Below are 19,819 nucleotides of genomic sequence, written 5' to 3' on the forward strand. Positions count from 1 at the left end.
CCGGGGTATAGCGCAGTCTGGTAGCGCGCCTGCTTTGGGAGCAGGATGTCGGGGGTTCGAATCCCTCTACCCCGACCAATCCCACATCACGTCGGATTGGACGCCGTTCCGGTTCGGGCGCCCGTAGCTCAACTGGATAGAGCACCGGCCTTCTAAGCCGGCGGTTACAGGTTCGATTCCTGTCGGGCGCGCCATTGGCGAGGCACTGGGATCGCATCGACGGATGTGAAGAAGTGCTTGCAAAAGCGTAAAGACTCCACCAGAATATCGGACTCGCTTCGGCGGACCGGAACTTCGGTGACAGTCTCCAGGCAAAGGTTTGAAGCTCCCGCGTCGGCAGTAGCGGCGGTGGGGCGAAAGTTTCAGTGGTGGCTGTAGCTCAGTTGGTTAGAGTACCGGATTGTGATTCCGGTGGTCGGGGGTTCGAATCCCCTCAGCCACCCCACTGATTCAACCGCATCGGCGCTGCCGAAACGGTATTGCAATAAACAGAACGCACGCTACAATGTGCGTCTGAGTTTCACGGGCCGTTAGCTCAGTTGGTAGAGCAGTTGACTCTTAATCAATAGGTCCAAGGTTCGAATCCTTGACGGCCCACCAAGACGGAAGCCACCTGGTACGCCAGGTGGCTTTTTTCTTATAAGTGTGACCCCATCATTTCGATGGATCACGCGCTGAAGCGCTCCGCCTGGCGGGGCCGCTGCAGCGGCAGCGGGACCGCAGCGCTGGTTTCAACGATGTTGAAAAAAGTGCTTGCACCCACCGAGCGGATCGGGTCATAATTCGCGCCCCGATTTCGGGCTGTTAGCTCAGTTGGTAGAGCAGTTGACTCTTAATCAATAGGTCCAAGGTTCGAATCCTTGACAGCCCACCAGACGAAAGCCACTTGGTCAGCCAAGTGGCTTTTTTCTTGCCTGTGGCCTGGCTGAGTGCGCCAAGTCGCTACTGAAGCGGTGATGAAACCGGGGTCATACGCGTCATCAGTGTTTTCAATGCTGTGCGCTGCTTCTCACCGCTTCGTGTCCTGCATCGCACCCAATGGTTCTTCCGCGCTGATGGCGCATGCATGAAGGAGAATCTGATGGCCGATATCAACCGACGCGTTTCATGGGCGATGGTTCCGCTCGCGCTGGTGGCGCTCGCTGCCTGCAGCCCGCCGGGCGACCCAGCGCAGACCGTGCAGCGCGATGCCGATGCGCAGCATGTTCCCGCACCTACTGTCGGTGAGGCGATGGAGATGCAGCCGGCGGCGCCGGCTGAAGGCGTGACCCAGCCCGAAGCGGTGCAGCTGCGCCGGACCGATGGCGGTGGCATCGAGATCCGCAACGTGGACGCAGCGGGCGGGCAGGGGGCTGACGCAGCGCCCGCCGCACCCCTGAAACCCTGATCCAGGGCCGTCCCGGGCGGCTGCCGGTCGTCCGGGACAGCAGATTCAGCTTTGTGCAGACCTTTCGCTTCCGGCCCCCGCCTGCGACAATGAAGGCCTGTGCCGGCCACGCGAAAGTGGCGGAATTGGTAGACGCCCTGGATTTAGGTTCCAGTGCCGCAAGGCGTGGGGGTTCGAGTCCCCCCTTTCGCACCAGTGCCGGCCTGTCTCCCCGCCCAGATCGGGCCCGCTGCACCCCTTGACCGGCACGCGCTGGCAGTGCAGGCCAAATTGGGCGAAACTAAAGGGCTGCGGCAAGCAGGCGCGTCCCAGACGCCGTGTCCTTACAACCGTTTCATCCCAATCATCGAGCCGGGGGCCTGGGCCACCGGTGGCAGGAGTCAACATGCAAGCTTCGATCGAATCCACCGGCAACCTGGAACGCCGCCTGAGCTTCTCGCTGCCGGAAGAGCGTCTGCAGAGCCACATCGTCGGCCGCCTGGGCGAAATCGCCCGTACCACCCGCATCAAGGGCTTCCGCCCGGGCAAGGTGCCGGCCAAGGTGATCGAGCAGCGCTTCGGCGCGCAGGTCCGTGGCGAGGCGCTGGACGGCCTGCTGCGCGAAACCTTCGACGCGGCCGTGCGCGAGCACGACCTGCGCATCGTCGGCAGCCCGCGCATCGACAAGGGCGACGAGGGTGAGTTCTCCTTCGTGGCCACCGTGGAAGTGGTGCCGGACTTCGGCGACATCGACGTCAGCAAGCTGACCGTGGTGCGCCACAGCGCCGAGATCACCGACGCCGACATCGACCAGATGATCGAGAACCTGCAGAACCAGCGTCGTACCTGGGCCCCGGTCAGCCGTGGCGCGCAGGACGGTGACCTGGTCGCGGTGGAAACCTGGTCGCAGGCCGGCGAAGAGCGCCTGCCGGCCGAAGGCACCGAGAAGGGTTCGATCGTGCTCGGCCAGGGCATGATGTTCGAAACCATCGAAAAGGGCCTGGTCGGCCTGGCCAAGGGTGAAGAGAAGACCCTGGACGTCGAGTTCCCGGCTGACTGGCGCGTGCCGGTGCTGGCCGGCAAGACCGTGCAGGTCACCGTCAAGGTGGCCGAAGTCTCCGAGCCGGTCGTGCCGGCGGTCGACGAAGCCTTCATCAAGAGCTTCGGCGTGAAGGGTGGCGATGTGGAGCAGTTCCGCAGCGACATCCGCGCCAACCTGGAGCGCGAGCTGAAGGGCGCCCTGATGAACCGCCTGCGCCGCGAAGTGGGCGAGCAGCTGATCGCCGCCTATTCCTCGGTGGAAATGCCGCCGCGCCTGGTCGAGAACGAAGCCCGCGCCATGCTGGCCCAGCAGGTCGAGCAGATCCGCCGCAACGGCCAGAACGTCGGCGAGATCCCGGCCGATGCCCACGAAGGCTTCAAGGACGCCGCCGCCAAGCGCGTGCTGGTCGGCCTGCTGGTCGGTGAAGTGGCCCGCATCAACGACCTGCGCCTGGAAGCCAAGCGCCTGAACGAAACGATGCGTCTGATCGCTTCGACCTACGAAGAGCCGGACCAGGTCATTGAGATGTACCGCAACGACCCCCAGCTGATGTCTGGCCTGCAGAACCGTGTGATGGAAGAGCAGGTGATCGACTGGATCGCCGAGCGTGCCCAGCACACCGAAGAGAAGCTGTCGTTCCAGGACGCGATCCGCCAGTAAGCCCGGGCGGATCACCGGATGCCCCGCGCCTTTGCCGGCGCGGGGTTGTAGCCCCCCAAGATAGGTACCTCACGTAATGGACAACCGAACCAAAGCCCTGAACCTGGTTCCGATGGTGGTCGAGCAGACCAGCCGCGGCGAGCGTGCCTACGACATCTATTCGCGCCTGTTGAAGGAGCGCCTGATCTTCCTCGTGGGCCCGATCGACGATCACATGGCCAACGTGGTGGTGGCGCAGTTGCTGTTCCTGGAATCGGAAAACCCGGAAAAGGACATCAACATCTACATCAACTCGCCGGGTGGCGTGGTCACCGCCGGCATGGCGATCTACGACACCATGCAGTACATCAAGCCGAATGTGAGCACCACCTGCATCGGCCAGGCCGCCTCGATGGGCGCCCTGCTGCTGGCCGCGGGTGAAGCCGGCAAGCGCTATGCGCTGCCGAACTCGCGCGTGATGATCCACCAGCCGCTGGGCGGCTATCAGGGCCAGGCCACCGACATCGACATCCACGCGCGTGAGATCCTGACCCTGCGTTCGCGCCTGAACGAGGTGCTGGCCAAGCACACCGGCCAGTCGCTGGAGACGATCGCCCGCGATACCGAGCGCGACAACTTCAAGAGCGCCTTCGAGGCGCAGGCCTACGGTCTGGTCGACCAGGTCCTGGAGCGTCGTCCGGATGAGTCGATCCAGGCCGGCTGACCGGCCTTCACGGGGCCATGGAGGCCCCGTTCCTGCAGGGTCGGGCGGGACTGGTGTCCCCTCGGCCCTGTGCTATTCTCGAATCGAACCCCCGTTCAGCGGGTGGGGTAACTGGGTAAGCGAAGCATGAGCGAAGACCGCCAAGGTCGTTCCACGGACACCGGCAAGATCCTCTACTGCTCTTTCTGCGGCAAGAGCCAGCATGAAGTGCGCAAGCTGATTGCGGGTCCGAGCGTGTTCATCTGCGATGAGTGCGTGGAGCTGTGCAACGACATCATCCGCGAGGAGCTTGAGGAAAAGGCGCAGTCGGCGCGCAGTTCGCTGCCGAAGCCGCGCGAGATCCTCGAGGTGCTCGACCAGTACGTGATCGGCCAGAACCGCGCCAAGCGCACCCTGGCCGTGGCCGTGTACAACCACTACAAGCGCATCGAGAGCCGGCAGAAGAACGACGACGTCGAACTGGCGAAGTCGAACATCCTGCTGGTCGGCCCGACCGGTTCGGGCAAGACCCTGCTGGCCGAGACCCTGGCCCGCCTGCTCAACGTGCCGTTCACCATGGCCGACGCCACCACGCTGACCGAAGCCGGTTACGTGGGCGAGGATGTGGAGAACATCATCCAGAAGCTGCTGCAGAAGTGCGACTACGACGTCGAGAAGGCGCAGCAGGGCATCGTCTACATCGATGAAATCGACAAGATCTCGCGCAAGAGCGAGAACCCGTCGATCACCCGCGATGTGTCCGGCGAAGGCGTGCAGCAGGCCCTGCTGAAGCTGATCGAAGGCACCGTGGCCAGCGTTCCGCCGCAGGGCGGCCGCAAGCATCCGCAGCAGGAATTCCTGCAGGTGGACACCAAGAACATCCTGTTCATCTGCGGCGGCGCGTTCGCCGGGCTGGACAAGGTGATCCAGGCCCGTTCCACCGACGTCGGCAGCATCGGCTTCGGCGCCAAGGTGAAGAGCAGCGAGCGCAAGCAGGAAGTGGGCAAGGTGCTGGCCGAAGTCGAGCCGGAAGACCTGATCAAGTTCGGCCTGATCCCCGAGTTCGTCGGTCGCCTGCCGGTGGTGGCGACCCTGGAGGAGCTGGACGAGCCGGCCCTGATCAAGATCCTGACCGAGCCGAAGAACGCCATCACCAAGCAGTTCAAGAAGCTGTTCGAGATGGAGAACGTCGAGCTGGAGTTCCGCCCGGACGCGTTGTCGGCCATTGCCCGCAAGGCGCTCAAGCGCAAGACCGGTGCCCGTGGCCTGCGCACCATCGTCGAATCGGTCCTGCTGGACACCATGTACGACCTGCCGTCGCAGGAAAACGTCAGCAAGGTGGTGGTGGACGAGTCGGTGATCGAGCACAAGTCCGAGCCGTACTTGATCTACCAGACCCCGGCGGCCCCTGAACAGAAGGCCGCAGGCGCCGAGTGATCCTTCCAGGTTGTTGATTGGAAAGGATTTTCAAGGAATGCCTTGCATCTGAAAGCCGATGGCCCCATAACGGGGCCATCGGCTTTTTTTGTCTCCGGAAGATGCCCTCCCGGAGGCGGTTTTCCCCTTCCCTGGAGCCCCCATGGCCCGTTCCCCAAGTGAAACCCTCGACCTGCCGGTCCTGCCGCTGCGCGACGTAGTGGTGTTCCCGCACATGGTCATCCCGCTGTTCGTCGGCCGTGACAAGTCCATGCACGCGCTCGAACAGGCAATGGAATCGGACAAGCGCATCCTGCTGCTGGCGCAGAAGTCGGCCGAGACCGACGACCCGCATGCGGCCGACCTCTACCAGGTCGGTACGCTGGCGCAGGTGCTGCAGCTGCTGAAGCTGCCCGACGGCACCATCAAGGTGCTGGTCGAAGGCCTGTCGCGCGTGCAGGTCACCCACGTCGACGAGCGCAACGGCTCGCTGCACGGCCAGGCCGTGGAGATCGACGCCACCGACGAGCGCGAAGCGCGCGAGGTCGAGGCGATCGCACGCTCGCTGATGTCGTTGTTCGAGCAGTACGTCAAGACCAACCGCAAGCTGCCGCCGGAACTGCTGCAGACGCTGTCGGGCATCGATGAGCCGGCACGCCTGGCCGATACCATCGCCGCGCACATCAGCGTGCGCCTGGCCGACAAGCAGCGGCTGCTGGAAACGCTGGCCGTGGGCGACCGCCTGGAGATGCTGGTCGGCCTGGTCGACGGCGAGATCGACGTGCAGCAGATGGAGAAGCGCATCCGCGGCCGCGTGAAGTCGCAGATGGAGAAGAGCCAGCGCGAGTACTACCTCAACGAACAGATGAAGGCCATCCAGAAGGAACTGGGTGACCTGGACGACGCACCGGGCGAGCTGGAAGAGCTGGCCCGCAAGATCGCCGAAGCCGGCATGCCGAAGGCCGTTGAAGCCAAGGCGCGCAACGAACTGAACAAGCTCAAGCAGATGTCGCCGATGTCCGCCGAAGCGGCCGTCGTGCGCAACTACCTGGAGTGGTTGCTGGGCGTGCCGTGGAAGAAGCGCAGCAAGGTGCGCAAGGACCTCAAGGCCGCGCAGGACACCCTGGACGCCGATCACTACGGCCTGGAGAAGGTCAAGGAACGCATCCTTGAATACCTGGCGGTGCAGTCGCGCGTGAAGCAGATGAAGGGCCCGATCCTGTGCCTGGTCGGGCCGCCGGGCGTGGGCAAGACCTCGCTGGGCCAGTCCATCGCCAAGGCCACCAACCGCAAGTTCGTGCGCATGTCGCTGGGCGGCGTGCGCGACGAGGCGGAGATCCGTGGTCACCGTCGTACCTACGTCGGTTCGATGCCGGGCCGCATCGTGCAGAACCTCAACAAGGTCGGCAGCAAGAACCCGCTGTTCGTGCTCGACGAGATCGACAAGATGTCGATGGACTTCCGTGGCGATCCGTCCTCGGCGCTGCTGGAAGTGCTCGACCCGGAACAGAACAACGCCTTCAACGACCACTACCTGGAAGTGGACCTGGACCTGTCCGAAGTGATGTTCGTGGCCACCTCGAACTCGCTCAACATTCCGGGCCCGCTGCTGGATCGCATGGAAGTGATCCGCATCCCCGGCTACACCGAGGATGAGAAGCTCAACATCGCCACCCGTTATCTGGTGCCCAAGCAGATCAAGGCCAACGGCCTGCAGCCGGAAGAGCTGGAGATCGGCAGCGATGCCATCCAGGACATCGTGCGCTACTACACGCGCGAATCGGGCGTGCGCAACCTGGAACGCGAGATCGCCAAGATCTGCCGCAAGGTGGTGAAGGAGATCGCGCTGGCCGGCCCGCAGCCGGCGGCGAAGGCGAAGAAGGGTGCGAAGAAGAAGGCGCTGGTGAGCGTGTCCAGCAAGAACCTGGACAAGTACCTGGGCGTGCGTCGCTTCGACTTCGGCCGTGCCGAGGAAGAGAACGAGATCGGTCTGGTCACCGGCCTGGCCTGGACCGAGGTCGGCGGCGATCTGCTGCAGATCGAATCGACGCTGGTGCCGGGCAAGGGCCAGCTGATCCTGACCGGCCAGCTCGGCAACGTGATGAAGGAATCGGCGTCGGCGGCACTGTCGGTGGTGCGTTCGCGCGCGGTCGGCTTCGGCATCGACAGCGACTTCCTGCAGAAGCATGACGTGCACCTGCACGTGCCGGATGGTGCCACGCCGAAGGACGGCCCAAGTGCCGGCGCGGCGATGGTGACCTCGCTGGTGTCGATGCTGACCAAGGTGCCGGTGCGTGCCGATGTTGCGATGACCGGCGAGATCACCCTGCGTGGTCGCGTCACCGCGATCGGTGGCCTGAAGGAAAAGCTGCTGGCGGCACTGCGTGGTGGCATCCGCACGGTCATCATCCCGGAAGAGAACCGCAAGGACCTGGCCGACATTCCGGCCAACGTCACCCGCGATCTGAAGATCGTGCCGGTGAAGTACATCGAAGAAGTCCTGGACCTGGCGCTGGAGCGTCCGTTGGCACCGAAGAGGGCGCGCAAGAGTGCGCAGCGTGTCACGGTGCGCAGCAAGGCCAAACCGAGTGGAAGCGCGCGCGTCAAGCATTGATGCGCGCTGTCCAATGGCCCGAAACCCGCGTCGTTGCTGGCTTTCCAGCTTGCGTGGGGGTAGGGCCACTGGTATAAAAGCAGCACTCGCGAATGAGTGATCGCTGTCAGCGATGACTGAATCGGCGAACCGTTTCCACATGGCGGCCGCATGCAGAAGGCATGCGGTTGCTTCCCTGTCGAATAAGCGGAACCCACCGCCAAAGGAGTTGTAGAGAATGAACAAGACCGAATTGATCGATGCCGTTGCTGAAGCTGCCGACCTGACCAAGGCCGAGTCCAGCCGCGCTGTCGATGCCGTCGTTGCTGCCGTCACCAAGGCGCTGAAGGACGGCGATGCGGTCACCCTGGTTGGCTTCGGTACCTTCCAGGTCCGCGACCGTGCTGCACGCACCGGCCGCAACCCGAAGACCGGCGACACCATCAAGATCGCTGCTTCGAAGAATCCGTCGTTCAAGGCTGGTAAGGCCCTGAAGGATGCTGTAAACTAAGCGGCTCGCTGGGGTGCTTAGCTCAGCGGTAGAGCGTCTCCTTTACACGGAGAGGGTCGGGGGTTCGAAACCCTCAGCACCCACCACAGCACCGCGGTAAAAGTTTGAGTGTGGAGCGGTAGTTCAGCTGGTTAGAATGCTGGCCTGTCACGCCGGAGGTCGCGGGTTCGAGTCCCGTCCGCTCCGCCATTCAACGAGGCCTCCGGCCAAAAGCTGGAGGCTTTGTTTTCTTCCCGGTCCAGGCTGGTTGGAAAGCAAAAAAAGCAACAATGCGGAGCGGTAGTTCAGCTGGTTGGAATGCTGGCCTGTCACGCCGGAGGTCGCGGGTTCGAGTCCCGTCCGCTCCGCCACTACATCGAGGCCCCCGGCCTGAAGCCGGGGGCCTTGTCTTCTCCCAGGAAGGTTCGGGAAGAAGGCGAAAAGGTTTTTGCAAGAACGGAGCGGTAGTTCAGCTGGTTAGAATGCTGGCCTGTCACGCCGGAGGTCGCGGGTTCGAGTCCCGTCCGCTCCGCCATTGCAGAATTCTTAAGTCCCTGTGAAAAAACTTTGAAAAAAGTGTTCATCGGGCTGGGTTTCCAGGGAGTCTTCGGATATACTGGGCGCCTGCAAAGTTTCAGCGCGGAGCGGTAGTTCAGCTGGTTAGAATGCTGGCCTGTCACGCCGGAGGTCGCGGGTTCGAGTCCCGTCCGCTCCGCCAACTTTAAAAGCCCTCGGCGCAAGCCGGGGGCTTTTTCTTTGTGTCGTCGCGAAGCGGTGCGCAGGCCACGCCGGTGCTGCTTTTGGTCCCTGCGGCGAAGCGGGTTACACTGCCGGGCTCGCCAATCAGGCCTTGTGATTCCTCACCATGCTGCAGAAACTCCGCGACAAGACCTCAGGCTGGATCGTCACCGTGATCCTGGGGCTGCTGATGATTCCGTTCCTGTTCGTGATCGACAACAGCTACCTGGGTGGCGTTGGCGCACAGAACGTGGCCAAGGTTTCCGCGCCCCCGACCTGGTGGCGTTCGGCACCGTCGTGGTGGCCGGTGCGCATGCTGTGGCAGCACCATGAGATCAGCGCGCAGGATTTCCGCACCCGCTTCGAGCAGGAGCGCATGCGTGAGCGCCAGCAGCAGGGCGAGAACTTCGACCCGCGCGCGTTCGAGAGCACCCAGAACAAGCTGGCCGTGCTCGACCAGCTGATCGACGAGCAGGTCGTGCGCCTGGTCGGCGAGCAGGCCGGCGTGGTGATCGGCGATGGCGCGGTGCGCGAGTACATCGCCACCATCCCGGCCTTCCTCGATTCGAACGGCAAGTTCAACGAGAACAACTACCGCCTGGCGCTGGCCGGTGGCAATCCGCCGCGTACCCCGACCCAGTTCCAGGAACTGGTGCGTGAGAGCCTGCAGCAGTCGGTGATTCCGTCGGGCCTGCAGAACTCCGGCTTCGTTACCCAGTCCGAGACCGAGCGCCTGCTGAAGCTGCTGGGCGAAACCCGCGACGTCGAACTGGCCGCGCTGCCGGAAGTGCCGGCCGATACCGCGCCGGTGACCGATGCGCAGATCAAGCAGTGGTACGACAGCCACGGCAAGGACTTCCGCCAGGCCGAGAGCGTCTCGCTGGAGTACGTCGAGATCAATGGCGCGAACCTGCCGGCACCGACCGCAGCCGATGAAGCCACCCTGCGCAAGCGCTATGAAGACGAGAAGGCGAAGTTCACCACGCCGGAGCAGCGCCAGGCCTCGCATATCCTGATCACCGGCGACGGTGCCGAAGCCAAGGCGAACAAGATTGCCGCCGAAGCCAAGGCCGCCGGCGCCGACTTCGCTGCACTGGCCAAGGCCAACTCGGAAGACCCGGGTTCGAAGGGGCAGGGGGGGGACCTGGGTTGGGTGGAACGCGGCGCGATGGTCAAGCCGTTTGAAGATGCGCTGTTCGCCGCCAAGGCCGGTGACGTGATTGGTCCGGTCAAGACCGAATTCGGCTATCACATCATCAAGGTTGCCGCGGTCCGTGGTGGCCAGGGCAAGTCCTTCGAGGAAGTGCGTGACACGCTGGCTGCCGAGCAGCTGAAGGCCGATGGCGAGCGCGGCTTCAACGAACTGGCCGGCCGTCTGGTCGACGCCATCAACAAGAGCCCGAGCGATCTGGCTGCTGCGGCCAAGGAAGTGAACCTGCCGCTGCAGACCCTGGGCCCGATCACCCGCGCCACCGCCAGTGGCATCGCCGCTGACCCGGCCGTGCTGCGTGCCGCGTTCTCCGACGTGCTGGTGCAGGACGGGACCGCCAGCGACCCGATCGCTCTGGGCGGCGCGACCAACCACAGCGTGGTCATCCGCGTGGCCGCGCACACCCCGGAACAGGCCATGCCGCTGGACAAGGCCCGCGAGCAGGTGATCGCCGCGATCCGTGCCGACCGCCAGCGCCAGGCCAGCGACAAGGCAGCCGATGCCGTGCTGGCCAAGCTGAAGGCGGGCGCCACCCTGCAGTCGCTGGCGGCCAGCGAGAAGCTGCAGCTGAGCCCGATGCCGGGCCTGCCGCGCAGCCAGCCGGTGCCGACCCCGGAAATCAACCGCGCGATCTTCAGCGCGCCGGTGCCGGCCGAGGGCAAGCCGAGCTACGGCAAGGTCGACGTCAACGGCCACGCGCTGCTGTTCGCGGTGAACAAGGTGAACCCGGGCGACGTGAAGGAAGTGACCGCCGAGCAGCAGAAGCAGCTGAAGGACCAGCTGAGCCAGATCGATGGCATGGCTGCGGCCAAGGCCTACGTCGAGGCGATGCGCAAGAAGTTCGTGATCCAGACCACCGAAGCGAACCTGTAAGCCTCGCGGTGGACAGGACGAGAAAGGCCCGGCAATGCCGGGCCTTTTTTATTGGGAGCGATGCTGGAAATTGAACTGTAGAGCCGAGCCTACGCTCGGCTTGTCATGAACCCCGACACGTCGCAGGCAAGAAAAAAGCCGAGCATGGGCTCGGCTACATGGGGAGGCGCTTGGCCTGCGCGTCAGTCCTCCACGCGCAGTACCGCGCCAGGCTTCAGCACGCTGCTGCCGCTCAGGCCGTTCAGCGACAGCAGGGCCTTCACCGGCATGCCGTAGCGGCGGGCGATGGTCCAGGCCGACTCGCCATCACGCACGGTGTGGCGGCGACTGCGCGGACGGTCGGCGATCGCGGCGACGGTCCTGCTGGCCTGCGGCGCGGGTACAGCGGCCGCCACCGGTGCGGCGCTGGCGACCAGCGTGGTCGCTGCCTCCGTTACCGTCGCATTTGCGGCCGAGACCGGTGCCAGCACGCGGGTGGTGCCCGAGGGGCGGCCACCGGAGGCCAGGGCCGGGTTGAGGCGGGCGATCCTGGCCGGGTCCAGGGCGCGCTGTGCGGCCCACTGCTGCACGCTGGTGCCCGCGGGCAGGGTGTGGTCCTTCAGCACCGGCACGGTGCGGTCCAGCGAGGCCATCACGCCAGGCTGGTCTTCCACGTCTTCCAGCACGCACGCCAGGGCATGCAGCTTCTCGACGTAGGCATGGGTGACCGGCGACAGGCCGGGCAACGCCGAAGGCTTGGCGTTCTGCGCGTTCATGCCAGCCTTGCGCATGGACTGCAGCACGCGGTACTCGCCGGCGTTGTAGGCCATGGTGGCCAAGCGCCAGTCGCCGCCGAACATGCCGTGCAGGGTCTTCAGGTAGCGCACTGCGGCCTGGGTCGAATCGACCGCCGACAGGCGGCCGTCATAGCCATTGGTCATCGGCACGCGGTGGTTGCGCGCGGTGGTGGCGATGAACTGCCACAGCCCGGTCGGGCCGCTGCCGTTGCGGGCATTGGGCCGGTAGCCGCTTTCCACGAAAGGAATCAGCGCGAACTCGGTGGGCAGGTCGGCCTTGCGCAGCTCTTCGACCACGTAGCCGAACAGCACCAGCGCATCGTCATCCTGGTTGGCCAGGCGCGAGGGGGCGTGGGCGAACTGCTTCTGCCAGCGCGGGCTGGTGGCCTCGGCGTCGCAGCTGGGTTCGGCCAGGCCATCGCGGAAGCTGGTGAAGATCTCCTGGCCGTTGCGCACCGAGGCCGCTGGCAGCGAGGACGGATCCAGTGGCAGGGCCGCGGCAGCGGTCAGGTTCTGGCTGATGCCGGCGCCCAGCGACTGTGCGCCCGCGGTTCCGGCCAGCCCCAGGGCAAGGCCCAGGGCCAGCGGCAGACTTCGGCGCATCATGCGCGGAAGCCGTCTTTCCAATGCCGGAGACCGGCCATCACGTCGACGTCGTCAACGACGTCACGGCCCAGGTGTGCCGACACCGACGCACGGATGGGCGCCGCGTGCACACGCAGGAAGGGATTGCAGTCGAACTCGTTGGCCAGGGTTACCGGCAGGGTGGAACGGTCATCGCGGCGCATGGCCAAAGCCTCCTCTTGGCGCTGCCACAGGGCAGCGTTGGCGGGGTCGACATGCCGCGCGAAGACGGCATTTGACACGGTGTACTCGTGGGCGCAACAAAGCAGCAGTTGCGCGGGCAAGGTACCCAGCTTGCGCATCGATGCCAGCAGCTGGGACGGCGTACCTTCGAACAGACGTCCACAGCCCAGGCTGAACAAAGAATCTCCACTGAAAAGATGTTCAGCAGTGTGAAACGCGATGTGGCTGCGGGTATGCCCGGGCACGGATAGTACGTGGAACGTCCGGCCCAGTGCCTGAACGCGTTCACCTTCGCCGACCCGCTCGGTCGCCGTGGGAATGCGCTCTTCGACCGGCGCGATCACCCGCGCATCGGGAAAACGTGCTTTCAGGGCAGGCACGCCACCGATGTGGTCGTCGTGGTGGTGGGTGAGCAGGATCGTATCCACGCGCAGGCCCTGATCGGCCAGCGCGAGCACCGGCGCGGCGTCGCCGGGGTCAACGACCACGGCGGCACCCTCGTCGTCGATCAGCGTCCAGATGTAGTTATCCGCAAATGCGGGCAGGGCAGTCAGTCGCATAGAATTGGACCATGCCCGCGCTGCAGAGCACCCGTCAAGCGAGCCAGACCCCGTGGTTCGACAGTGAGCCGGCGGCGGCCCTGCGCGTTCTGGAACGGCAGTTGCTGCTTCCGCAGCTGTCGGTGCTGCCCGCGCAACCCTGGTTGTGGATCGCACCGAGTGCGGCCTGGCTGGAGGATGCCCAGCTGGGTGGGCGCGGCCTGCGCCTGTACCGGCAGGGGCCGGGCTATGGCGGCGATACCCGCTGCGGGCTGCCCTTGCCCCTGGCCAACGAGAGCGTCAATGCGATCGTGCTGCAGCATGTCACCACAGGCGATGCCGACCAGCTGCTCGACGAGTGCGAGCGCGTATTGATGCCGGGCGGGCATTTGTGGCTGAGCAGCCTCAATCCGTTCAGCCCGTACCGCACGCACTGGCGGCAGCATGGGCTGGTGGTGCGTACGCCGCAGCGGATCCGCCTGCTGCTCGGCCGCCATGGCCTGGAGTGCGACGATATGCGCTACCTCGGCCCGCTCTGGCGCGGTGCCGGCAGCCGTCGTGCGGGGGGCTGGGCGCCATTGCGCGCGGCCTGCCTGTTCCATGCGGAAAAACGCACGCTGGCCCTGCCCGGGCCGAAACCGTTGCCGGTGCGCTGGCACGGCACCGTTGCTACCTGATTCTGGAGCTGTATTGAAAACCATCGAAATCCACACCGACGGATCCTGCCTCGGCAATCCCGGCCCCGGCGGCTGGGCCGCGTTGCTGCGCTACAAGGGCCACGAGCGCGAGCTCAGTGGCGGTGAGGCGCACACCACCAACAACCGGATGGAGCTGATGGCGGCCATTTCCGGGCTGGAGACGCTGACCGAGCCGTGCAACATCGTGCTCTACACCGACTCGCAGTACGTGCGGCAGGGCCTGACCCAGTGGATGCCCGGCTGGATCCGCAAGAACTGGAAGACTGCCGGCGGTGATCCGGTGAAGAACCGCGAGCTGTGGGAGCGCCTGCACGCGGCCACGCTGCGGCACCAGATCGACTGGCGCTGGGTGAAGGGGCACTCCGGCGACCCCGACAATGAGCGGGTGGATACCCTGGCCCGCAACGCGGCGATCCAGGTCCGCGACGCCAGCCCGGTAAACTGAGCCCATGCGTCAGATCATCCTCGATACCGAAACCACCGGCCTGGAGTGGAAGAAGGGCAACCGCATCGTCGAAATCGGCTGCGTGGAGCTGTTCAAGCGCCGCCCGACCGGCAACAACTACCACCAGTACATCAAGCCGGACTGCGAGTTCGAACAGGGCGCGCAGGAAGTCACCGGCCTGACCCTGGAGTTCCTCGATGACAAGCCTGAATTCGCGCAGATTGCCGATGAGTTCCTGGCGTTCATCGATGGCGCCGAGCTGATCATCCACAACGCGGCGTTCGACCTCGGCTTCCTCGACAACGAGTTGTCACTGCTGGGGCCGCAGTACGGAAAGATCACCGATCGCTGTACGGTGATCGATACCCTGGCGATGGCGCGTGAGCGCTTCCCGGGCCAGCGCAACTCGCTGGATGCGCTGTGCAAGCGGCTGGGCGTGGACAACTCGCACCGTGCGCTGCACGGTGGCCTGCTCGATGCGCAGATCCTGGGCGATATCTATATCGCGCTGACCTCGGGCCAGGAAGAGATCGGCTTCGGCCTGGGCGATGAAGATGGCGGCGGCGCCGGCGCGGGGTTGCAGGCTTTCGATACCAGCAAGCTGCTGCCGCGTCCGCGCGTGGTGGCTACACCGTCGGAACTGGAAGCGCACACCGCGCGACTGGAGCGGCTGCGCAAGAAGGCCGGGCACGCACTGTGGGATGGCCCGAAGGTGGAAGAGCCCGCCAGCGCCTGATCATCCACGCATGGCGTGGATCTGCTGTAGAGCCGAGCCATGCTCGGCTCATGCGCGAGGCTCAGTGGCAGCGCACCAGGATCACGCTGATGTTGTCGCGGCCACCGCCGTCGAGTGCGGCGGCGACCAGCGTATCCACGCATTCCTGCGCGCTGGCATCTTCGAATGCCAGGGTGTGGGCGATGCCGCGGTCATCCACTTCCTCGGTGAGACCGTCACTGCACAGCAGCAGCTGCATGCCCGGGCGCAGCTCACCGCTGGTGGTGGCCACGTTCAGGTGGGCCGGATCAGTCACGCCCAGTGCCTGGGTGACCACGTTGCGGTGCGGATGCGCGCGGGCCTGCTCGGCGGTCAGGTTGCCCTGCGCGACCAGTTCCTGCACCACGCTGTGGTCCTGGCTGAGCTGCGCCAGCTGGCCGTCGCGCCACAGGTAGGCGCGGCTGTCGCCGACCCAGGCCACTTCATAGCGGTTGCCCTGCACACGCGCGGCGACCACGGTGGTACCCATCGGCAACGTGTCGTTGCGCCGGCGCGAGGCACGGATGATCTCTTCGTCGGCAGTGCGGATGGCCTGTGCCAGCGGTGCGCCGCGGCGGATCTCGCGCACGATGGTTTCGCGCGCCAGTGCACTGGCCACTTCGCCGCAGGCATGCCCGCCCATGCCATCGGCCACCAGCCACAGGGCCAGCTCGCTGTCACCGTAGTAGGTGTCCTCGTTGAGCTCGCGGCGCATGCCGGGGTGGGTGAGGTGTCCGAATTCGATCATGGTAGGCAGGGCGGGGTATTGCCGGGGGAGACAGGCATCATCGGGTGGCCGCAGGCATCCGGCAAGGCATGCGCCCAGGAAATTTACACTTCGTTGGCCAGAATCACTTGTCGTCGGCCTCACTTCCTCGTATGATGCGCGTCCCCGGTCCGCCGGGGACCACCCGGAGAGGTGGCAGAGTGGTTGAATGTACCTGACTCGAAATCAGGCAGGCGTTTATAGCGCCTCGGGGGTTCGAATCCCCCCCTCTCCGCCAGATAAAGAAGAAAGCCGCCCACTGGGCGGCTTTTTTCTTGGCCAACGTTCGGGAGATGCAGGCGGTTGTTGTAGTGATCGACATCTCTGATGCGGGGGGATGAGAACCCCCGACGGGGTTCGACGGTTCTGCAGGAGCAGAACCGGACAGCCGTAGGCTGGCCCTGGAGCGCGTAGCGCGGAAGGGTCGGGTGCATGGATGCACCCGACAATCCCCCCCCTCTCCGCCAGATAAAGAAAAAGGGCTGCCTTTCGGCAGCCCTTTTTCTTTATCTGGCGCGGGACGCGACGCGCGTTTCGCGCGTCGCCCCACACGTTGCTGCGCAACGCGTGGGCCCCTCCCTTTGCCTGCCTCTCCCCGCCCCTGTCGGGGCAGCCCCTCAACAGAGGGGCTTGTTCCACCCGACGATTCAATGTCACGCCTGTGGGCCATCCACGCATGGCGTGGATCTACCGGGAGGCGCATTCGCGTGGTGTGGGAGTGAAGGCCATCCAAGCACGCGATGGATCCACGCATGGCGTGCGAGGGGAGGCCATTCGCACAGAGTGGGGAACCATGCCCTGTGCGAATGGCGTGTGCTCAGAACGTGTAGCCCAGCCCCAGCTGGATGCCGTTCTGGGTCTGGCCGTCGCGCCGCTCGCCCACGTAATCAACCATCACCGACAGGCGCTTGCTGGCGCGGCTGGTGATGCCGAGGTTCCAGGCCAGCACCTGCTCGCCGACGGTCTGGCTGCTGGCACCGAACAGCAGGTCCGGGGCGGCGGTGAAGCCGTTGCTGTAGCGGGCCTGGGTATCGCCCAGCTCCTTCTGCCAGAGCACGCGGGCACGCGGGGTGATGCGCTCGCCGTTGTTGCCGTCGAAGGTCTTGAACAACTGCAGGCCTGCGCCCACGCGGATGCTCTCCAGGCTGCCACTGCGGCCGACCAGTGCGGCCGCATCCTGGCCTTCGTTGAAGCGCGTGGCCGAGGTGCGCGTGTAGTCGATCACCGGCAGCAGCGGCTGGATCACCACGCCATTGCCGGTGGTGAACGAGAACGCATGCTCCACGCGTGCGGAAATCGCGTCGTTGCTGTACTTCGCACGCAGCGGAGCCTGCAGGCCCTCGATTCCCTCGATGCTGCGACGGGTGTCGTGGCGAAGATCGGTGTAGCGGACGGCGGCGGACAGGTAGCCGCGCGAATAGAGCGCGTCCACGTAGCCGCCGATATCCAGCGCGCGGACATCACCGCTGAATCCTGCACTTTCGCTGGACCGGGTCGACATGTCGGCCGCGGCAAGGCTCACGCCCAGTGTCACACGGTCGTCTGCCAGGCGTGTATCGGCACCAAGCGCGATGCCGCCGATGGTGTGGCTCAGGCCGGCGACGCCAGCATCACCGTCGATACGGCCGTGGCTGCCGAACCCCCGCGCCCAGAAGCTGCGGTTGCGTCCGGCGTCGCCCGCATCACTGCCGGCATCTGCCGGTGCGACCAGGTGCATCGCCAGCTGGTTGAACAGGCGATTGCCGGTCATCGCCGATTGCGCCGAGGCCGCCTGCGCGGCCTGTGCCGCCAGGCCATCGGCATCGCCACCGCTGCGCGATGCCGCCTGGTGCTGCTGCACGACATTGCCGATGCTGCCGATCAATGCGTTGTCGGCCAGGCGCAGGCTGGCATGCGCGTCGCCACGCAATGCTCCCGCCTGGCGCGCGATGTCATCGCGGTCAGCGAACTGCAGGGCGCCCAGCAGTCCGCTCATCGAGGAAGTGCTCTGTGCAGCCGCCTGTTGCAGTGCGACGCCCAAGCCGTCGCCGGATTGCGCATTGCCGAACAGCCGGGTGTCGTCGAAGGAGGGATTGGCGGTCAACCAGATGCCGCTGCCGGTCTGGTTGACCGCGAAGCTGAGCAGCGAATTGTGGCGGGGACGGAACACCGCGCCGGGCGCGGTGAGGTCGACCGCGCTGCCGGCTTCGCCACTACGCTCGACGTACTGGAAGCGCCCTTCGATGAAGTCCGACACCGGCGCTGCGCGGGTCAGGGTGTCTGGCGTAGCGGTACGGCACCACAGGCCAGCGTACTCACCGTTCGACGGGCCGCAGGGGGCGACGGGCAGCTGCAGGGCGCTGGCATCCACCTGGGTCCCGACCAGGTGGTTCTGCTGCCCGGCCGGGAAGAACGCCTGCTTGACGTCCAGTGTCAGCCTGGCGCTGGGGGCAATGCTCAGCACGGCGCGGTTGATGTTGCCGAACAGGTTGTAGTCACCCGCACGCGGGTCCTCATCGACCAGGAAGTAGCGGGCTTCTTCCAGTGTCAGTGCCGGTGCGGTGCGCTGGCTGTCGACCTGGAAGGCCAGGTTCGCGCCGTCATTGAGGTTGATGTAGCGACCCTTGCCGATCCGGAAGCGTTCGCTGGTGAACACGTCGTCGCCACCCGGCGCGAGTGCTTCCAGCGAGTAGGGGCGCATGACGATGCCGGACGGCGCGAGTGTTCCGCCCTCGTTGATGTCGATCGTGGCATTCAATGAACCGTGTCCAGTCAGCACGCCGCCGCGTTCGATCACGGTCAGGCTGCGCAGTGCGCCCTGCTGCAGCTCGATGCGTCCGCCATTGCGGGCGCCGATGGCTTCGGCGTGGTGGATCCAGCCATTCTGCTGCAGGCGCAGGGTGCCGCCATCGGCCACCACATACTGGGCAGCAGAAGCGGTATCCAGCGACCAGGCGCCGCCCTTGCCGATGCGGATCACACCGAAGGCGTCGTCCAGCCGGATGTCCGGGGCCGATTGCTGGAAGTAGCGCAGATTGGCCAGCGCATTGGTGTAGCGCCCGCGCACGGCCAGGTTCGGATTGAGGTCTCCGCTCACTTCCTTGTTGATGGAAAGCACGTCTCCGGGCTGGGCGTAACCGGCTTCGGTAACGACGCGATCACTGTAGAAGGTCACGCCGGGATAGGCGGTGCAGTTGCCTGCCGCGCTCTGGTCGCGGGTTGGGCAGAAGCGCGTGGCCACGGCCGCCACGTTCGGGTCGAAGTAGCGCAGGAAGCCCGACTGCTGGGTCAGTTCATAGTGCGCCTGGACGATGCGCGCTTCGATCACCGCGAAGTCGGTCGGCCCGAACATGTCCTTGTAGTACTTGATGTACTTGTCCTGCCCCGGGTACGGGGTAGGGCCGTTCGGGCCGGATTCGCCATGGATGCCCAGCACCGTCTGCGTGTAGTTGCCGTGCGCCGGCAGCAGGCCGAACTGCGTCACCTTGCGCTTGACGCCGGCCACGAAGGCGTCGGCGCAGGCCGAGTAGCAGCCGCCGTCGAGCACGGTGTCCAGCCCATGCTGGCGGATGATGGCGCCCATGCCCACGCCGCCGGAGGCGGCCCCGCCCGGCGAGTTGCGGAACACCACCTGGCGCAGTGGCGTACCACGGGCCTGCGCGGCCAGGATGTAGGCTTCCAGCGTCTGCGGATCGGTCGCCAGCACGTTGCCGGTGTAGTAGAGCGTGTCTCCATTCACATGGAAGGCACTGGCATGGGCCTGCGGCGCGAAAGCGATGCCGAGCAGTGCTGCAACAAGGGCGCTGCCGAGGACGGTGGCGCGGCGGGTGGGGAGGGTGGGGTATCGATGCATGCGGAATTCCACGGAAAGGAGTGGAGGGCGGCAGGCCGCCTCTCCAGACCGCTAACGCAGCTGCAGGGGTTTCTCCCCCAGTCATCGCGCTCGGGCGCCCATGCAGGCGCCGGGGCGGAGCATTCGTGCCGC

General features: G+C 65.4%; 14 protein-coding genes and 12 tRNA genes. 22 read left to right on the forward strand and 4 right to left on the reverse strand.

Features of this window, described 5'->3' with window-relative positions; translation table 11 throughout:
* The first annotated feature begins 1 nt into the window (after position 1).
* From ACZK0Z_RS04720 to ACZK0Z_RS04805, 18 genes are all read left to right on the forward strand, one after another.
* A tRNA-Pro gene (locus ACZK0Z_RS04720) sits at positions 2 to 78 on the forward strand.
* Positions 79 to 117: 39 nt separating this feature from the next.
* Positions 118 to 194 (forward strand) — tRNA-Arg (locus ACZK0Z_RS04725).
* A 174-nt stretch (positions 195 to 368) separates the two neighbouring features.
* Positions 369 to 445: transfer RNA gene (locus ACZK0Z_RS04730), tRNA-His, on the forward strand.
* A gap of 79 nt (positions 446 to 524) precedes the next feature.
* Positions 525 to 600 (forward strand) — tRNA-Lys (locus ACZK0Z_RS04735).
* Between the two features lie 198 nt (positions 601 to 798).
* Positions 799 to 874, forward strand: a tRNA-Lys gene (locus ACZK0Z_RS04740).
* 207 nt (positions 875 to 1,081) lie between these two features.
* Positions 1,082 to 1,387: a hypothetical protein gene (locus tag ACZK0Z_RS04745; protein WP_197633206.1), complete on the forward strand. Its 306-nt coding sequence runs from the start codon at positions 1,082 to 1,084 to the stop codon at positions 1,385 to 1,387.
* Between the two features lie 110 nt (positions 1,388 to 1,497).
* Positions 1,498 to 1,582: transfer RNA gene (locus ACZK0Z_RS04750), tRNA-Leu, on the forward strand.
* Positions 1,583 to 1,772: 190 nt separating this feature from the next.
* Positions 1,773 to 3,068, forward strand: a complete 1,296-nt coding sequence (tig, locus tag ACZK0Z_RS04755) for a trigger factor (protein WP_049426654.1) — start codon at positions 1,773 to 1,775, stop codon at positions 3,066 to 3,068.
* A gap of 76 nt (positions 3,069 to 3,144) precedes the next feature.
* Entirely contained in the window at positions 3,145 to 3,771 is a 627-nt protein-coding gene (clpP, locus tag ACZK0Z_RS04760) for an ATP-dependent Clp endopeptidase proteolytic subunit ClpP (RefSeq protein WP_004146318.1), read from the forward strand.
* 126 nt (positions 3,772 to 3,897) lie between these two features.
* Positions 3,898 to 5,187: an ATP-dependent Clp protease ATP-binding subunit ClpX gene (gene clpX, locus ACZK0Z_RS04765; protein WP_004154600.1), complete on the forward strand. Its 1,290-nt coding sequence runs from the start codon at positions 3,898 to 3,900 to the stop codon at positions 5,185 to 5,187.
* Positions 5,188 to 5,329: 142 nt separating this feature from the next.
* Positions 5,330 to 7,780, forward strand: coding sequence for an endopeptidase La (gene lon / locus ACZK0Z_RS04770; RefSeq protein ID WP_049426655.1), 2,451 nt, complete (start codon positions 5,330 to 5,332; stop codon positions 7,778 to 7,780).
* Positions 7,781 to 7,997: 217 nt separating this feature from the next.
* On the forward strand, positions 7,998 to 8,270 hold the full coding sequence (locus ACZK0Z_RS04775; RefSeq protein ID WP_004146343.1) for an HU family DNA-binding protein: 273 nt from the start codon (positions 7,998 to 8,000) through the stop codon (positions 8,268 to 8,270).
* A gap of 11 nt (positions 8,271 to 8,281) precedes the next feature.
* Positions 8,282 to 8,356: transfer RNA gene (locus ACZK0Z_RS04780), tRNA-Val, on the forward strand.
* A gap of 26 nt (positions 8,357 to 8,382) precedes the next feature.
* A tRNA-Asp gene (locus ACZK0Z_RS04785) sits at positions 8,383 to 8,459 on the forward strand.
* 84 nt (positions 8,460 to 8,543) lie between these two features.
* Positions 8,544 to 8,620 (forward strand) — tRNA-Asp (locus tag ACZK0Z_RS04790).
* A gap of 87 nt (positions 8,621 to 8,707) precedes the next feature.
* A tRNA-Asp gene (locus ACZK0Z_RS04795) sits at positions 8,708 to 8,784 on the forward strand.
* A 106-nt stretch (positions 8,785 to 8,890) separates the two neighbouring features.
* Positions 8,891 to 8,967: transfer RNA gene (locus ACZK0Z_RS04800), tRNA-Asp, on the forward strand.
* 147 nt (positions 8,968 to 9,114) lie between these two features.
* Positions 9,115 to 11,070 (forward strand): peptidyl-prolyl cis-trans isomerase, encoded by a 1,956-nt coding sequence (locus ACZK0Z_RS04805; RefSeq protein WP_197633207.1) that lies wholly within the window; start codon positions 9,115 to 9,117, stop codon positions 11,068 to 11,070.
* A gap of 182 nt (positions 11,071 to 11,252) precedes the next feature.
* Here ACZK0Z_RS04805 and ACZK0Z_RS04810 read toward each other — a convergent pair whose 3' ends face one another.
* Positions 11,253 to 12,452: a lytic transglycosylase domain-containing protein gene (locus ACZK0Z_RS04810; RefSeq protein ID WP_049430235.1), complete on the reverse strand. Its 1,200-nt coding sequence runs from the start codon at positions 12,450 to 12,452 to the stop codon at positions 11,253 to 11,255.
* The gene (gloB, locus tag ACZK0Z_RS04815) at positions 12,449 to 13,213 is read right to left on the reverse strand and encodes a hydroxyacylglutathione hydrolase (RefSeq protein WP_049430232.1); all 765 of its coding nucleotides are present in this window, start codon (positions 13,211 to 13,213) and stop codon (positions 12,449 to 12,451) included. Before gloB ends, ACZK0Z_RS04810 begins: the two co-directional genes overlap by 4 nt.
* Positions 13,214 to 13,224: 11 nt before the next feature.
* On the opposite strand from gloB, the gene ACZK0Z_RS04820 reads away from it, so the two are divergent.
* The 3 genes from ACZK0Z_RS04820 to dnaQ are packed head-to-tail and all read left to right on the forward strand — an operon-like array spanning position 13,225 to position 15,071.
* Positions 13,225 to 13,869, forward strand: a complete 645-nt coding sequence (locus ACZK0Z_RS04820) for a class I SAM-dependent methyltransferase (RefSeq protein WP_049430230.1) — start codon at positions 13,225 to 13,227, stop codon at positions 13,867 to 13,869.
* A gap of 13 nt (positions 13,870 to 13,882) precedes the next feature.
* A complete protein-coding gene (gene rnhA, locus ACZK0Z_RS04825; RefSeq protein ID WP_049430229.1) occupies positions 13,883 to 14,335 on the forward strand; it encodes a ribonuclease HI in 453 nt (150 codons plus the stop codon).
* A gap of 4 nt (positions 14,336 to 14,339) precedes the next feature.
* Positions 14,340 to 15,071, forward strand: coding sequence for a DNA polymerase III subunit epsilon (gene dnaQ, locus ACZK0Z_RS04830; protein ID WP_197633208.1), 732 nt, complete (start codon positions 14,340 to 14,342; stop codon positions 15,069 to 15,071).
* Positions 15,072 to 15,132: 61 nt separating this feature from the next.
* On the opposite strand, the gene ACZK0Z_RS04835 is transcribed toward dnaQ, so the two are convergent.
* Positions 15,133 to 15,837, reverse strand: coding sequence for a PP2C family protein-serine/threonine phosphatase (locus ACZK0Z_RS04835; RefSeq protein WP_049430225.1), 705 nt, complete (start codon positions 15,835 to 15,837; stop codon positions 15,133 to 15,135).
* A 165-nt stretch (positions 15,838 to 16,002) separates the two neighbouring features.
* Between ACZK0Z_RS04835 and ACZK0Z_RS04840 the strand changes: the two genes are divergently transcribed.
* Positions 16,003 to 16,093, forward strand: a tRNA-Ser gene (locus ACZK0Z_RS04840).
* A 579-nt stretch (positions 16,094 to 16,672) separates the two neighbouring features.
* Here the strand turns inward: ACZK0Z_RS04840 and ACZK0Z_RS04845 are convergent.
* On the reverse strand, positions 16,673 to 19,687 hold the full coding sequence (locus ACZK0Z_RS04845; protein ID WP_197633209.1) for an autotransporter domain-containing protein: 3,015 nt from the start codon (positions 19,685 to 19,687) through the stop codon (positions 16,673 to 16,675).
* Positions 19,688 to 19,819 lie beyond the last annotated feature (132 nt).

The sequence above is a fragment of the Stenotrophomonas sp. 116085_Sma genome (assembly GCF_056479585.1).

Coding starts and splice junctions, on each gene's coding strand:
- clpP (WP_004146318.1), top strand. CDS start 3,145: ATGGACAACCGAACCAAAGCCCTGAACCTGGTTCCGATGGTGGTCGAG.
- ACZK0Z_RS04745 (WP_197633206.1), top strand. CDS start 1,082: ATGGCCGATATCAACCGACGCGTTTCATGGGCGATGGTTCCGCTCGCG.
- dnaQ (WP_197633208.1), top strand. CDS start 14,340: ATGCGTCAGATCATCCTCGATACCGAAACCACCGGCCTGGAGTGGAAG.
- ACZK0Z_RS04835 (WP_049430225.1), bottom strand. CDS start 15,837: ATGATCGAATTCGGACACCTCACCCACCCCGGCATGCGCCGCGAGCTC.
- ACZK0Z_RS04845 (WP_197633209.1), bottom strand. CDS start 19,687: ATGCATCGATACCCCACCCTCCCCACCCGCCGCGCCACCGTCCTCGGC.
- lon (WP_049426655.1), top strand. CDS start 5,330: ATGGCCCGTTCCCCAAGTGAAACCCTCGACCTGCCGGTCCTGCCGCTG.
- clpX (WP_004154600.1), top strand. CDS start 3,898: ATGAGCGAAGACCGCCAAGGTCGTTCCACGGACACCGGCAAGATCCTC.
- ACZK0Z_RS04820 (WP_049430230.1), top strand. CDS start 13,225: ATGCCCGCGCTGCAGAGCACCCGTCAAGCGAGCCAGACCCCGTGGTTC.
- ACZK0Z_RS04810 (WP_049430235.1), bottom strand. CDS start 12,452: ATGATGCGCCGAAGTCTGCCGCTGGCCCTGGGCCTTGCCCTGGGGCTG.
- ACZK0Z_RS04805 (WP_197633207.1), top strand. CDS start 9,115: ATGCTGCAGAAACTCCGCGACAAGACCTCAGGCTGGATCGTCACCGTG.
- gloB (WP_049430232.1), bottom strand. CDS start 13,213: ATGCGACTGACTGCCCTGCCCGCATTTGCGGATAACTACATCTGGACG.
- tig (WP_049426654.1), top strand. CDS start 1,773: ATGCAAGCTTCGATCGAATCCACCGGCAACCTGGAACGCCGCCTGAGC.
- ACZK0Z_RS04775 (WP_004146343.1), top strand. CDS start 7,998: ATGAACAAGACCGAATTGATCGATGCCGTTGCTGAAGCTGCCGACCTG.